This is a genomic window from Anaerovibrio lipolyticus DSM 3074, assembly GCF_900141865.1.
Lineage (GTDB): Bacteria > Bacillota > Negativicutes > Selenomonadales > Selenomonadaceae > Anaerovibrio > Anaerovibrio lipolyticus.
Genome location: NZ_FQYW01000007.1, coordinates 107,212 through 120,705, shown reverse-complemented (window position 1 = coordinate 120,705; position 13,494 = coordinate 107,212). Strand labels below are relative to the sequence as shown.

The window sequence follows — 13,494 nt, the reverse complement described above, 5'->3', positions numbered from 1 at the left end:
CTCAGTCAACCTTACTCCACTTCGAAGGTACCGTTAATATATTCCTTGCCGTTACCCCTTAAAACCACTTTATTGCCTTCTATATCCAACCACAAAGGCTCTCCGGCAAAAACAGCGTTTCTATAGGAAACCTCAAACTTTACCACATTCTTTGGCAGAGTCTCCAAAATTCTTTCCATGATAAATATACCAGGCACCACAGGAATCTCCGTACGATGAATCTGGTTGGTATCTCCAACAGCAATTACAAAATCCAAAGTCTCCTGACGGGTGAATACATGCCAGCAGCCCTCGGTATCCACTGCATTGTCACCGGTGAGTTCAGGGGCAATAAGCTCTGCCTTGGCAGCAGCCTCCTTTGGTGTCAGCAGCATGGTGGTAGTCAGGCTTTCCAAGCCGGAACGGGCCTGACAGAGAAGCATTCTCTTGGTGGATTTCAGCATCTCCGGCTCGTAGGTATCCCCTTTATAGGACTCCTCGCTTTCCTTCTGCCACAAATTCTTGATAATCATCACACCATCATAATCGCCGCCTCTAAGGCGACCTGCAATTACAGCTAATTCTCTATTCATAATAACTCCCTCAAGGCTTCCTTGTTTATCTTGCCTCTATCATTTAACGGCAGCATCTCTAAAAATATCAGCTTCTTTGGACGCTCCCGTTCATCCACATATTCTCCCACGTCATGACGGAATTTTTTGGAATCCGTATGGCCGTCTGTCACCACAAAGGCCGCTATGTCCTGACCTCTGGTTGCATCATCAAAGGGCATCACCGCCACGTCCTTGACGCAGTCCATATTGCGTATTTGCTGTTCCAGCTTCAGGCAACTGATTTTATAGCCACCCTTATTTATCCAGTCCGTCTTGCGGCCATTAAATATGATTTCACCATCATCATTAATGTAACCCGTGTCACCACAGCAATATGGAATCTTCACGCCGCTAACATGATATCTGGTGTCCACATATAAATCACCATTCACAGACTTCACCTTTACGCCGTCGAAGGGTTTGCCAAGATTTCTGGAATCCGTATCATCCAGCTTTAAGTGCTTGTAGGAAATATAATTAAGCTCTGAAGTCCCATAATACAGGATTATATCCGCTCTGGTAAAGGTTTTACGAAGGAACTGCTGTGCTTTTAGACTAATGAGCTGTGAACCGGCAATAATCTGTCGAACATAAGGATTCTCTGCCATGGCAGCACGGCCCAAAATCTGTAGCTTGGCGGGCACCATATAAATATGGGTGGCATAATTGCGCATAATCAGCATATTCCAGTAATTGCCGCTTATACGTCGGCAGGTAATCACAGAACCTCCCGCGGCCAGCACTGACATAAACATATTAAGATTTCCAGTAAAACTCATGCTTCCATGGAGGAACATAACAGTGTCTGCATCCACACAAAACACTCTGTTCTGCTCCTGAAAGAAATCCGCCCAGCTTTCAAAGCTACGATATAAAACCTTTGGCACACCGGTACTGCCAGAAGTAAGAGCCCCCATTACCTCCCACGGATAATGATCCGCCACCGCCTCATCCAGAAGCAGGAAATTATTTTGCATGGCACCAACCTGCCACATACCATAAATATTGTTCTCCTGCATAATGGTTTCCACCACATCAGAGGTACAATCCTGATGCATTAAAATGGGGACAGCCCCCAGCTTCTCCAACGCCAAAAAAGCCCCGACTTGATAGACAGGACCTTCAGCTATTATCAATATAGGTTTGTAGGATGTGATTCCCTTTTCAGACGCACTGATAGCCAGTCTGTCCACCAGCTCCAACAGGGAACCGTAGGTAAAACTCTCACCATCGCAGTCCAGCATTAATTTATCCGCCTTAACACCGCACTGCTGAACAAGCAGCTCATAGTAATTTTTCATCTCGAAATTATTCACTCCCCAGAGCTCTATTTACTCTGACGCCAATGAACGCCCCTAAGATACATTTTACTACATCTCCTGGGATAAATGGAAGTACCGCCTGTACAATTGCAGCCTCCAAACCAATATTTAGGACTAACATCATAGAAATCAGTCCACCAATATAGGTAATTGGCAAACTAATGATAATACTTATCAAACTATACCTTTTAAGACTGACCACATTACCCTTAAAATATGACACCATGGTATATGCCACCACAAAGGCAAAATAAAAGCCACCAGTAGGGCCAAAGAGACGCCCCAAGCCACCAGTACCTCCAGGCAAGATAGGCAAGCCTGCAACCCCACCTAAAATAAGGTAGGCAACCAAAGTCATAAAGGTCTGCTTTGGTGTCAAAATGAAGGCTGTAAAGCACATAGCTGCTGTGGATGCAACCACCATGGCCGGCGTAAAGGGAAGTGGAAAAGCAATATATGCCGAAACACTGATGACTGCAAGGCACATGGCCATTTTGGCCAAATCCTTAACGGAAACATTTTGCTGAACTGCCACACTCTGACTCATTGTAAACACTTGCCTTTCTTGCTCTGTAAGTTTAACTCTGCCTCCAAGTATACCCCTTCGTCGCCCTTTCGTCAACCTAAAGTTTACTATTGGTTGACGTGCTGGTTAACTAAAAAATTAATTTATTTTGGTTTCCTGTATCTACCATTTACCAAATATCGAAATTGTTTAACAAATTTCTTTTTTTTAATTATATTTTTAGCCAAAATCTAAGATTTTAATTTACATTTTTCCTTGAATGCTTTATAATAACAGCGAAATGGTGGTGATTGAAAATGGACAAAATTGATAAGCAAATTTTAAAGCGTTTACAGGAAAACGCCCGCGTTACGATTTCCGTTCTGAGCTCTGAAATTTCTCTTTCCATGCCTGCTATCAGTGAACGTCTGAAAAAGCTGGAAGCCTCCGGGGTCATTAAGCAGTACACTGCTATCCTCAATCCGGAATTGATGGATAAGAACCTTACTGCATTGGTTAATTTGGGATTTGATAATCCTTCCAAGGCTGATGATTTCAAGAATTTCGTCCTCAATGAGGCTGATATCAAAGAGTGCTTCTACATTACCGGTGACTTTGACTATTGCCTGAAGGTTGTAACCCATAATACCCAAACACTGGAAAATCTCCTGACACGCATAAAGGAGCAGGCCGGAGTTGCCAAGACTCAGACCATCGTGGTGCTGTCCTCCATTGTTGACAGACCATCCGTTGTGCTTGAGTGACAGCTTAATAAAACCGCAAACAAAAACTGTGGATGTTCCCTTTGTGGGGTGTCCACAGTTTTTAAATTTGTCTGATTAATTTTCTATTCTTATTCTGTACAGGAGAAATTTACGGCTTACGCCTGTCCTCTCCGTCTGTCATAACCGTTTTCCACCCATAATACTGGGCATACATTATATTATGGCTTCCTTCCTGTCGTGGCTCCAAATCTGCCCCCCAGGCCAATATTTCCGTATTCCAGGTAAAACATCTATCGTGCAGGAATAGTTCTTCACCATTCTAGGTGGGATATATGCTCTTGACACAAAAAGCCATAAACGTAGCTGCAATATTTACAGCTGCATTTATGGCTATTTTTCACTCTATATTACTTTTCCTTATTAAAATTCAACTATGATCCGATTTTAAACCTGCCCCGCACATGGACAGCAATGCCTCCTGTGGCTTTCCATATTTTTCACAATAATGCTCATATCCCGCATAAACAGCAGCGGTGGTATGCTCGCAATAAATACCCTGTCTGGCGATTTTCCCTCTGGCTGGCAAAATTCTGTCCTCCGGAATGGTTATACCCTGTACATCGTACTTATAGATATACTCCAGGATTTCCTCGCTACGCATAGGGACACCAATGGCAATACCCTCTGCCAGAGTTCTTTCCACTGGTTCAATTTCCACATCAGACAGCTTTTTCTCCATGGCTTTTACAAAAGGCTGGCATACTTCGCTTTGCACTATAACCACCTGAGGCATCTTTTCTATGGCTCCACTGACCAAAAGCTCCTCCAACCCCTTCATGATACCAATAAACAGGGTTCCATTTCCAAGAGGAACAAAGATATGTCCCGGTATTTTCCCCAGCTGCTCATAGGTCTCATAAATATATGTTTTTGTACCCTCATAGAAAAACGGGTTATATACATGGTTGGCGTAGCATACACCCTCCTGCTCCACCTTGGCCCGACAAACATCAGCACAGTGATCCCGATTTCCAGGTACCACTGTAGCCTTTGCCCCGTGAGCTTCAATCATATTTATTTTCTTGTCAGAGGTTCCCTCCGGAACGAAAATCTCGCAATCAATACCGACCCGTCCACAATAGGCTGCCACACTGTTTCCAGCATTGCCGCTGCTGTCCTGAACCACCTTGTCTACGCCCTGGGATTTTAAAAATGCCACCAGAACCGCCGCTCCTCTGTCCTTAAAGGATAGGGTAGGCATGAAATAATCCATTTTGAAATAGGTATGCTCATCAAAAGGAATAATTGGGGTCATGCCTTCACCCAAGGTGACTTTTTCCCAGGTATCATCGGTCAATGCCATAAATTTTCTGTACCGAAACAAGCTCCAGGTATTTTTATCCACCTGTGACAAATCAAATCTTGGTGGCTGATAATCCAGCTTCCACAAACCGCCGCAGTCACATTTCATTTTTTTGGTGGTAACATCCTCACTATGACCGCATTTCCCGCAAACATACTTCATTTGTCTCTGCTCCTTTCAAAATAAACTAATCTGTCTTTATCTTTTCCCACGAACCTCATCCAAATAGCTATATACAGTGACTCTATTAATACCTAAGCGTTCAGCTACTTGGTCAATACTACCTTTTAACTGAAAAATTCCCCTGGAATCCATAAAGCGGATTTTTTCTATTCGCTCCTCCCGACTAAGGGCAGTCACATCACAGCCGGCCAAAATATTATCTACCAAGGCCAGCACCATTTCCTCCACCCGTTTTCCCTTTCCGTCACTATGGGTTGTCATAGGCTTAGGCTTCGGCAAGAAATTCTGCAGATAGGCTGCCTGCTTCTGAATATGGGTCATATCCAGGTTTATACAAAGGGCCCCTATCAGCTTGCCAGCATCATCTCGTATTAAAGAAGAAGACGTACGAATTAGCTTTCCGTTCTTTTGGAAAAAATCATTTGCAACATAATCCATCTCAACACCTTGAGTGATTGCAGTTTTTACAAAGTGTTCAAAGCCCTGACCTATTTTTCTGCCTGTTACTGTTCCGTTGGCCACGTACACTACACTATGCTCCGGATCTGCAATATCGCGGAGCACTACTTCACACTCATCCCCAAATGTTTCTGCCAACATATCCGCCATTGGAATATAGGCCTTTAATTTTGGATTCACTATTATCCCCCATTTTACTTAAGCTTTGGAATTTCAGCCATCGCTTCAATTTCCACCAAGGCACCGCCATGCAATTCCCTGCTGGGCACCACTACTCTGGCTGGCTTGTGGGTCCCAAAGAATTTGGCATAGGCAGCATTTACCTCATCCCAATACTCAACATTGGGAATATACACATGACACATTATTACATTTTCTTTTTTAAGCCCAGCGGCATTCAGCACTAATTCAACATTATGAAGTGCATCAAGGGTCTGCTGGGTTATATTATCAGCTAATGGCGCCCCTGTTTCGTGATGTACAGGGAGCTGCCCCGATATATACAGCATGCCGTTAGAAATAACGCCAGGCACATAGTGCCCCTTGTTTTCCAGCTTGGAATCAATAGTAATACTTTTCATCCTATTTCACCTCCAAAGCATAAAGGTCAGTCCGCCGATGCTTAATTAATGGCAGCTGCTGCCTGATAGCCTCTGTTTCAGATAAATCCAACTCTATTAGCTGATAGCCCTCTTTTTCATCCATTTGGGCTATTACATTTCCCCAAGGGCCAACGGCAATGCTGTGCCCCCAGGAATGATAGGTGGCATTTAAATCCTGGGCTGGGGCAGTCCCAATGGCAAAGCATTGATTAAACATGGCCTGGGCGCGGAACATCAGCTCCCAATGGGCAGGCCCGGTAGTCATATTAAAGGCTGCCGGTACAAAAACCACCTTTGCACCTTTTAACACCATCAAACGGGCTAATTCAGGAAACCGGAAATCATAGCATATACATAGTCCTATAGCTCCAAATTCTGTATCAAATACAGTGATATCGCGGCCGGCAGTCAAAGTATCCGACTCCTTAAAGGACTGCCCTCCTTGAACATCTATGTCAAAGAGATGCATTTTGCGGTGCTTGGCGATTTGCCTTCCCTGACGGTCAAAGACATAAGCCGTATTATAAACCTCACCAGCTTCTCCCTGCTCCGGTACCGACCCAGCGGATATGTAAATACTGTATTTTTTTGCCAGGGCAGCACATTTACTCCAGACATTTTCTCCTTCCGCCTCGGCATAAAGAGGAAAATTAGCCGTTTCATAGGGACAGCAGAACATTTCCGGCAAGGACAAGAAATCTGCCCCCACCTTAACAGCCTGCTTACAAGCTGCTTCCAGTGTCTTAATTGCCTCATCTTTACTCGGTGATACCATCATTTGCGCCTGTAATATCTTCACCCTTCACGTCCTCCTTTTCCCTTTTACTTTAACTCAATTGCCTCTACACAATTTTTCCGCGACAGGCAATTTCAATTTCCTTTACCACCTTATCCCCGGAAATAAGATATGCTTTTTCATAAAGATTACATACAGGGCATATATGAACCGGTATTATCCGTACCTTGTCGCCAATTTCCACCTTGTTGTGAAAGCTCTGGCTGTTTACGATTGCGTGTTCATCAAAAACCTTATCAATGTGTATCTCCGGATATTCGTAAATAGTCCCCAAGCCCGGTGTAGTACAAATACCAACTGTTCTACGCTGCATGGTCAATCCTTTGGCACCTACATCCAAAATAGTCCGTTCACTGGTAGGTTTACTCATAACTGTTGCCAGGACAGTGGCTGCACATTTGTCAAGTGTACCTACGGCATTCCCTTGGGAGGCGTCCATTAAGGCATAAGTACCAGGTCTTAGCTCAGTGATGCCATCCAAAATTTCCACTTCATTCATAAAAGTAGGTGTAGCGCCATAGCTGACAATCCCACAATTCATTCCATGAGCTTTCGCCAAATTGACAAAAGCCAATGTCCGTTCCTGAGAATATCTGGCTATTTCATGCAGCTTGTCAATGTTATCGGCACCATAACTGTTACCATCATGGGAAAAGATTCCGCCAAATTGGACAAATTCGCATTTTTTTAGTGCTTCCAACAGATTAATAAAATCCTTTTCTTCCACAATTCCCGAACGATTTTCCCCTATTTCAATTTCAATAAGTACCGGAACTGAAACCTTGAAAGCAGAAAATACTTCTTCAGCTGCCGTTATGTGGCACACAGAATCAACACCAAAGGAAATTTCAACACCCTTTTGGGCCAGCTTGGCAATTCTCTCCAATTTAATTTTTCCCACAATCTCATTGGCTATAAAAATATCCTTTATGCCATGCTGAGCCATACACTCCGCCTCGCCTACCTTGGCTACCGCTATTCCACAGGCACCAGCTTTCAACTGCATCTTGGCAATTTCCGGCATTTTGTGTGTTTTTGTATGAGGCCGTAAATTAACCTTATTTTTATCAGCATAGGACTGCATATACACTAAATTTTTCTCCAGTCTTTCCCTGTCAATTAACAAAGCGGGAGTATCTAAATCTCTATACAACATGTTCAGCCCTCCTAAATGAAAACTTACAATTTTTTATTTGCCATCATTGTATATAATTTTTTATATACAGTCAACTAAAATATATTTTTTTATATGACATATTTAAACCCTTTTTCAATGCAGGGAATTTGTCTACATGTATAGAAATATCTAAGGGTAATAATTGTGCAAGGAGGATTGCCCATGAAAACTATAAAAACTATTTTGGCTGACCTGTTTGATCTGCATAAAGACCGGGCTCCCCTAGAGGAAATCAAAGAACGAATTTATTCCGGTGGAACTCTGAAGGGCACAAATATGTGCATTCTGATATTGGCCATATTCATTGCTTCAATTGGTCTGAATATGAACAGTACTGCTGTTATCATCGGTGCCATGCTCATTTCACCCCTAATGGGGGTTATTATGTCCATTGGCTATGGTATGGCTACCTATGATGGTGAATATGTCCGGGAGTCGGTCTTAAAATTGGTCTTTCAGGTCACCTTGTCGGTTATGACCTCGGCAATATATTTCACCCTATCCCCTATTGACACCGCTTCTTCCGAGCTGCTGGCCCGCACCGAGCCCACCATTTGGGATGTGCTCATAGCGATTTTTGGTGGTCTGGCCGGAATCATTGGCAGCACCCGAATTGAAAAGAGCAACGTTATCCCCGGGGTAGCTATTGCCACTGCCCTTATGCCACCTCTTTGTACAGCAGGCTACGGTATAGCCGCCCATTCCCTGAAATTCTTTTTAGGGGCCCTGTATCTTTTCTTCATAAACAGCTTTTTTATCTGTCTGACAACCTTTATAGTTTTAAAATTAATAAAAATTCCAGCCAAGACCTATGTTACTGACGAGGCCTTCCGCAGACAGCGCTGGCAGCTCACCCTTCTTGGTATCATTATTATTTTACCAAGTATGTACATGGCCTACCACAGCATTCGCTCCAACCTGGAGCAGGTACAGGCCCAAACCTATATTGAAAAAAATTTCTCACAAGGAAATCCCCAGGTGGTGGCCTACAATATTGAACCAGACAATCATCGGCTGAATCTAACCCTTATCGGGCGCATTATAACCTCGGAGGAAGAAACAGAGCTGGAAAAAAATCTTCAAGGATATTCCTACTTTAATGGTTGGAGTTTACATATTGTCCAAAACGACATGTCCGACGCCGTCCGCTCTGAAGATGTGAAGGATCTCATCAATAACCAGTGGAAATCTGCCAGTGGATTATCCATTACTGAGGCCCAGGAGGAAATAAAAAAATACAAGGATTTAAGCATGCGGTACTCCACAGCCCATCAACGCTTTGAAAGCGACCAGAAGCTACTGGATAATATCCGAAAAAAAGCCCCGATTCTATTCCCCTACTTTGAAGGTATAGAAGGAGCAGCATTTGCCACCAAGGATAAAGATGGCAAGGTTGCCTACAGAAATTTCATCGCTCTTGTCACCTTGAAAAACACCATAAACCAAGAGGAACATGACCGCCTGCAAAACTGGTTAAATGCTGAATCAGACCTGCCTGTCACCTTAATTATTAAATAACAAAAAGGACTGACTGTTTAATGCTTTGATGCATACAACAGCTCAGTCCTTTCTAATGGTATATGTATATTTTTAAAACTACAGTATGCCTCCATACCATCGTTTTCACATGCGTTCCTTTAGCCACCGTTTTAGCAGGAATGTTAATGCATAAGGGAAAGTATATATCACATTTTTCTTGTGTTTTTAGACCTTAAAATCACATTTTATTACATTCTTTTATGGTTCCTGTCAATCCCGGCATATTCACCAATAACTTAAAAAATAATACTGCGATCCAAATCTATAATCCAATCCATACTTTCACCTTACATAAATAATATTTTAATTTTTAAACAAAGATATTGACATATGTCATAAAATAGCTATAATTTAATTAATGACATATGTCGTAAAAGGAGGGTTGCTATGGCCAGACCTGTAAAAAAGAAAAAAATCTGTTCATTGCCAGCCTTCACCGAATTTATACCCAAGAACGGCAATAAGGATATGCCTGTGGTATTAATGCCGGTGGAGGAATATGAAACTATCCGCCTCATGGACTACAATGGACTGACCCAGCAGGAATGTGCTGAACAAATGAATGTGGCCCGAACAACAGTGCAGGCCTTGTATGTAGCTGCCCGCAAGCGTATAGCTGTATGCCTTGTGGAGGGCAAGCCTCTGAAAATTGTTGGTGGAGATTATGAGGTGTGCAGTGAAGACCACATGTGCAGCATGACCCGTCGCCGAAAAAATCATTGTCCCTATAATCAGAAAGGATGTCGTATTATGAAGTTAGCAGTAACCTATAGTAACGGAAATATTTTTCAGCATTTTGGCAAAACCAGCCAATTTAAAATTTATGACATTGAAAATAACAAGATTGTAAATTCTGAAGTTATCAGCACAAACGGTCAGGGACATGGTGCCCTGGCAGGTATTCTTCAGAGTCTGAAGGTTGACACCCTTATTTGCGGCGGCATCGGTGGCGGTGCCCAGAATGCCCTGGCTTCAGCTGGCATTGCTCTCTATGGTGGTGTTTCCGGCTCAGCCGATGAAGCTGTTGATGCCCTGTTGGCCGGCAATCTTGCCTACGATCCAGCTGTTCACTGCAATCATCATGGCCATGGTCATGGTGAAGGCCATACCTGTGGCAATCACGGTTGCCAGCAATAAAATATAAATTTTGAAGAATAAAACAGAGGCGCCATTATTGGCGCCTCTGTTTTATTCTTCAAAAATACTCACATCACATAAATGTACAGCTATTACCCAAGAACCTTTGCCACCCTGTTCTGCACCTCCTGGGCATTCCAAAATGGCTTTTTCCAAAATTCCACAGCCCCCATCTCCATGGCGGTCTGCTCCATCTGGGCTTGGGCACTCATAACAATCACCGGTATTTCCTTTAGCTGTTCATCAGCCTTCATAAATTGGAGCAGCTCCAGCCCACTCTTATCCGGCAATACCAAATCCAATATAACTAAATCCAGGCTTTCCCCATTTTCCTGCAAAAGCTCAATGGCCCGCCCCACATCATGGGCATTGAGAAGCTCGTAATCTGCTAAAATCCTTGACAACAACAGCTGGTTTACCTCTGCGTCGTCAATAATAAGAATCTTCTTTTTAGACTGGTCACCCATAATATCGCCACCTAACTGTATATTCTTATCTTGATTTAATAATATCACATTGGATACGACGGTACAATAAAAACATTTAACGGATTTTTACCAGCAGGAAAATAGCTACAAAAAAAGAATATAACAATATACCGATATTCCACAAGATTTAACATTCCACTGATATTCCCCTTGAAAGGAGGATTTCCCATGTTTCAGTTTTTAAAACCCATTCTAAGCGGAGTTATGTTCCTGCTTTTGATGCTATGCCCACTGGCAACCCATGCAGAAAAGGTTCACTGGGAAGACAAAGCCTATGATTTTTCCAATATTCAACGGGCCATTGTCTACGACATAGAAATAGTTGACACCTCTGAAATACCAAGTGATCTGACGGAAAAGGTTGTGCAGGAGGAATATTGGAAGACCGCCTCAAAGCCGCCTTACAAGCTCATGCATCCAGACAAGGATGCAGTCCTCTATCCTCAGGATATGGCTGACATTTATGTAAAGGCAGCGATTTTAAAGTGGCATGATGATTACTACATCAAGCCGGCCTACACCAGTTGGGAAACCAGATCCGCCACCCGAAAGGTTAAGCGCTCCGATGGCAGCTGGTACGATGAAACCTATTACTACACCATTCCAGTTTATCACCCTGAAAAGACCATTTACACATCCACTGTACGGGTGAAGTTCGATGTGTATGACAATAAGACCAACAAACTGATTATGTCCCGGGATGAGCTGCGTGAACGGGATGATTCCTACCACGGACAGCAGGGTATCTTTGGTCGGATAAGCAAATCATTCTTTGATGATTTGGGCAAAAAAATAAAAACAAGTAAGGAGAAGTAAGTATGAAGAAAGTTTTACAGCTTGTCAGTGATGACTTTGAGGATTTGGAGTTATGGTGCCCAGTAATGAGACTGCGGGAAGCTGGTGTTCAGGTGGATCTTGTGGCCGAAAAGGCTGGTGTATACCATGGCAAATACGGTGTTCCCTGCGAGGTAGCCATGTCATTTGATGAGGTAGATGCCAAGGATTATGACGGCATACTAGTACCTGGAGGCTGGGCACCAGACAAGCTCAGAAGATTCCCAAAGGTATTAAAGCTGGTGGCTGATATGGATCGGGAGGGCAAGCTCATCGGCCAAATATGCCATGCTGGCTGGGTGTTGGTATCAGCGAATGTCTTAACTGGACGAAAGGTTACCAGTACCCCTGGCATAAAGGACGATATGAAAAATGCGGGGGCCACATGGCTGGATGAGCCATGCGTAGTAGACAAGAATATTGTCTCCGCCAGAAGACCACCGGATATTCCTGAATATATGAAGGCTTTGGTAGAGGTACTTAATAAACAATAAAAAAGCATTTTTTTCCATCAAATCAAAGGCATTCTGCATTTTTTACAGGGTGCCTTATTAATTTTTTTACGTTCATATAGGCTATTCCACCAAACCATGGTATAATATGAGTGAATTATAGTCTAAATTTTTCTACAATTCATACATTTTTCCCATAAATAAATAATTTATTAACTTTAGGGGTAAATTAGGGGGAATACAAGGAGGTGTTTTCAATGCTGGAAGCTATCGGGCGCGTTGGTGCGAGCTCCAGGCAGCGCAATTATCAGTTGGTTGCCCAGTATCGTGCCAATTTAGGACGGAACCTGATGCCCTCAAATACATCACAGCTGCAGCAATCCGTTAAGAAGAATCATACCAGTCCTTCTTCCGGAATAAGCTCCAGTGATGCAATTGAAACTGCCAGCATCAGGTCCAAATTGCAGGAGGGACAAAGGCTTTCCTCTATTGAAATGGACCATCTCAGTTTAAAGAATCCAGCACTCCATCGCAAGGCAGAAGATGTGGAGGAAGCCAGAGTAAGCTTCGAAAATTCGCTGGCTGGCTGTCACACCAAGCAGGAGGCCCGGGACACCCTTATGAAGGCTCTCAACAGGGATGCCAACACCGCAATAAGGGCTTCTGCCTCAGAGAGCTCTGAAGATAATAATATTATCGATGAGCAGGCGGCTGAGGCCTCAACAGTACAGCAGATGGTAACCAGCCTTATGACTCAGATTAAGGCAAGCCTTGGAAACAGCACAAAGGCCGGCAAAACTGCTGAAATCGCAGCATCCGCCAAGGCTATCAAGGCTGATGTGGAAACTGCCTCTGAGACATCAATGCCGTTACCACCATTAAAGGACACCAATCCTGGAGCCAATGATCAGGATATTTTGGAAACATTTCTCTTTAAGATTAGGGCATTACAAAATGCCTGGGATAAATTCGTTCATACACAAGATTATAAGACTATGCCTGAGGGCATTAAGGAAGCCGGAAAGCAGCAGCCAGATAGTCGGGTAATGGATATGATTAAGCGTTACAGTCCTTATAAAATTCAAGCACAGATGGCTACTGCGTCCAATGTGGATATTGCACAGTAACTAATATTCTGTAAAGCATTCTCCCGTAGAACTGGAAAAGCCGGGCGTCACTTATGTGGCGTCCGGCCTTTCTGTTTGTCAATATAACGAGCTTTAAGATGTCCCCCACCTCTTTAGGTGGCGGGAAAACAAACTACAACAGCTGGCGAGTATATCTCCCAGCTCGTTGAAACGCTAATTGGAAGATTTTTC

General features: G+C 43.4%; 15 protein-coding genes. 6 read left to right on the top strand and 9 right to left on the bottom strand.

The window, feature by feature from the left end; translation table 11 throughout:
- Window positions 1-11: 11 nt before the first annotated feature.
- From B6K08_RS04635 to B6K08_RS04625, 3 genes are read right to left on the bottom strand one after another with little or no spacing between them, the layout of a single operon-like run.
- Window positions 12-572 carry a hotdog family protein gene (locus tag B6K08_RS04635; protein WP_039205877.1) on the bottom strand — a complete coding sequence of 187 codons (561 nt, stop codon included), beginning with the start codon at window positions 570-572 and terminating at the stop codon, window positions 12-14.
- Complete coding sequence (locus tag B6K08_RS04630) at window positions 569-1,894, bottom strand: AMP-binding protein (protein WP_052211706.1); 1,326 nt, start codon at window positions 1,892-1,894, stop codon at window positions 569-571. The genes B6K08_RS04635 and B6K08_RS04630 overlap by 4 nt, the downstream gene beginning before the upstream one ends.
- Before the next feature lie 7 nt (window positions 1,895-1,901).
- A complete protein-coding gene (locus B6K08_RS04625; RefSeq protein WP_051555365.1) occupies window positions 1,902-2,462 on the bottom strand; it encodes a biotin transporter BioY in 561 nt (186 codons plus the stop codon).
- 275 nt (window positions 2,463-2,737) lie between these two features.
- On the opposite strand from B6K08_RS04625, the gene B6K08_RS04620 reads away from it, so the two are divergent.
- On the top strand, window positions 2,738-3,184 hold the full coding sequence (locus B6K08_RS04620) for an Lrp/AsnC family transcriptional regulator (RefSeq protein WP_039205878.1): 447 nt from the start codon (window positions 2,738-2,740) through the stop codon (window positions 3,182-3,184).
- Between the two features lie 388 nt (window positions 3,185-3,572).
- Here B6K08_RS04620 and B6K08_RS04615 read toward each other — a convergent pair whose 3' ends face one another.
- From B6K08_RS04615 to B6K08_RS04595, 5 genes are read right to left on the bottom strand one after another with little or no spacing between them, the layout of a single operon-like run.
- The gene (locus B6K08_RS04615) at window positions 3,573-4,670 is read right to left on the bottom strand and encodes a threonine synthase (RefSeq protein WP_039205879.1); all 1,098 of its coding nucleotides are present in this window, start codon (window positions 4,668-4,670) and stop codon (window positions 3,573-3,575) included.
- Window positions 4,671-4,706: 36 nt separating this feature from the next.
- Window positions 4,707-5,330 (bottom strand): helix-turn-helix transcriptional regulator, encoded by a 624-nt coding sequence (locus B6K08_RS04610; RefSeq protein ID WP_080325521.1) that lies wholly within the window; start codon window positions 5,328-5,330, stop codon window positions 4,707-4,709.
- A gap of 14 nt (window positions 5,331-5,344) precedes the next feature.
- The gene (locus B6K08_RS04605) at window positions 5,345-5,731 is read right to left on the bottom strand and encodes a RidA family protein (protein ID WP_039205881.1); all 387 of its coding nucleotides are present in this window, start codon (window positions 5,729-5,731) and stop codon (window positions 5,345-5,347) included.
- Window position 5,732: 1 nt separating this feature from the next.
- Complete coding sequence (locus B6K08_RS04600; protein WP_234985226.1) at window positions 5,733-6,551, bottom strand: carbon-nitrogen hydrolase family protein; 819 nt, start codon at window positions 6,549-6,551, stop codon at window positions 5,733-5,735.
- Window positions 6,552-6,594: 43 nt separating this feature from the next.
- Window positions 6,595-7,704, bottom strand: coding sequence for an alanine racemase (locus B6K08_RS04595; protein ID WP_039207035.1), 1,110 nt, complete (start codon window positions 7,702-7,704; stop codon window positions 6,595-6,597).
- A 183-nt stretch (window positions 7,705-7,887) separates the two neighbouring features.
- Here B6K08_RS04595 and B6K08_RS04590 point away from each other — a divergent pair, with 183 nt between their 5' ends.
- Together B6K08_RS04590 and B6K08_RS04585 are read left to right on the top strand one after the other, a co-directional pair.
- Window positions 7,888-9,243 carry a DUF389 domain-containing protein gene (locus B6K08_RS04590; protein WP_039207037.1) on the top strand — a complete coding sequence of 452 codons (1,356 nt, stop codon included), beginning with the start codon at window positions 7,888-7,890 and terminating at the stop codon, window positions 9,241-9,243.
- Between the two features lie 408 nt (window positions 9,244-9,651).
- The gene (locus tag B6K08_RS04585; RefSeq protein WP_039207039.1) at window positions 9,652-10,401 is read left to right on the top strand and encodes a DUF134 domain-containing protein; all 750 of its coding nucleotides are present in this window, start codon (window positions 9,652-9,654) and stop codon (window positions 10,399-10,401) included.
- A gap of 92 nt (window positions 10,402-10,493) precedes the next feature.
- Here B6K08_RS04585 and B6K08_RS04580 read toward each other — a convergent pair whose 3' ends face one another.
- Window positions 10,494-10,868, bottom strand: coding sequence for a response regulator (locus B6K08_RS04580; RefSeq protein ID WP_039207041.1), 375 nt, complete (start codon window positions 10,866-10,868; stop codon window positions 10,494-10,496).
- Window positions 10,869-11,057: 189 nt separating this feature from the next.
- Here B6K08_RS04580 and B6K08_RS04575 point away from each other — a divergent pair, with 189 nt between their 5' ends.
- The 3 genes from B6K08_RS04575 to B6K08_RS04565 all read left to right on the top strand — a co-directional run bounded on the left by B6K08_RS04575 (window position 11,058) and on the right by B6K08_RS04565 (window position 13,302).
- Window positions 11,058-11,705 (top strand): hypothetical protein, encoded by a 648-nt coding sequence (locus B6K08_RS04575; RefSeq protein WP_080325519.1) that lies wholly within the window; start codon window positions 11,058-11,060, stop codon window positions 11,703-11,705.
- A 2-nt stretch (window positions 11,706-11,707) separates the two neighbouring features.
- Window positions 11,708-12,217 (top strand): type 1 glutamine amidotransferase domain-containing protein, encoded by a 510-nt coding sequence (locus tag B6K08_RS04570; RefSeq protein WP_039207046.1) that lies wholly within the window; start codon window positions 11,708-11,710, stop codon window positions 12,215-12,217.
- Window positions 12,218-12,432: 215 nt separating this feature from the next.
- Window positions 12,433-13,302, top strand: coding sequence for a hypothetical protein (locus B6K08_RS04565; protein ID WP_039207048.1), 870 nt, complete (start codon window positions 12,433-12,435; stop codon window positions 13,300-13,302).
- The last annotated feature ends 192 nt before the right edge of the window (window positions 13,303-13,494 follow it).

Coding starts and splice junctions, on each gene's coding strand:
- B6K08_RS04565 (WP_039207048.1), top strand. CDS start 12,433: ATGCTGGAAGCTATCGGGCGCGTTGGTGCGAGCTCCAGGCAGCGCAAT.
- B6K08_RS04585 (WP_039207039.1), top strand. CDS start 9,652: ATGGCCAGACCTGTAAAAAAGAAAAAAATCTGTTCATTGCCAGCCTTC.
- B6K08_RS04575 (WP_080325519.1), top strand. CDS start 11,058: ATGTTTCAGTTTTTAAAACCCATTCTAAGCGGAGTTATGTTCCTGCTT.
- B6K08_RS04590 (WP_039207037.1), top strand. CDS start 7,888: ATGAAAACTATAAAAACTATTTTGGCTGACCTGTTTGATCTGCATAAA.
- B6K08_RS04620 (WP_039205878.1), top strand. CDS start 2,738: ATGGACAAAATTGATAAGCAAATTTTAAAGCGTTTACAGGAAAACGCC.
- B6K08_RS04635 (WP_039205877.1), bottom strand. CDS start 572: ATGAATAGAGAATTAGCTGTAATTGCAGGTCGCCTTAGAGGCGGCGAT.
- B6K08_RS04595 (WP_039207035.1), bottom strand. CDS start 7,704: ATGTTGTATAGAGATTTAGATACTCCCGCTTTGTTAATTGACAGGGAA.
- B6K08_RS04570 (WP_039207046.1), top strand. CDS start 11,708: ATGAAGAAAGTTTTACAGCTTGTCAGTGATGACTTTGAGGATTTGGAG.
- B6K08_RS04625 (WP_051555365.1), bottom strand. CDS start 2,462: ATGAGTCAGAGTGTGGCAGTTCAGCAAAATGTTTCCGTTAAGGATTTG.
- B6K08_RS04615 (WP_039205879.1), bottom strand. CDS start 4,670: ATGAAGTATGTTTGCGGGAAATGCGGTCATAGTGAGGATGTTACCACC.
- B6K08_RS04605 (WP_039205881.1), bottom strand. CDS start 5,731: ATGAAAAGTATTACTATTGATTCCAAGCTGGAAAACAAGGGGCACTAT.
- B6K08_RS04580 (WP_039207041.1), bottom strand. CDS start 10,868: ATGGGTGACCAGTCTAAAAAGAAGATTCTTATTATTGACGACGCAGAG.
- B6K08_RS04630 (WP_052211706.1), bottom strand. CDS start 1,894: ATGAAAAATTACTATGAGCTGCTTGTTCAGCAGTGCGGTGTTAAGGCG.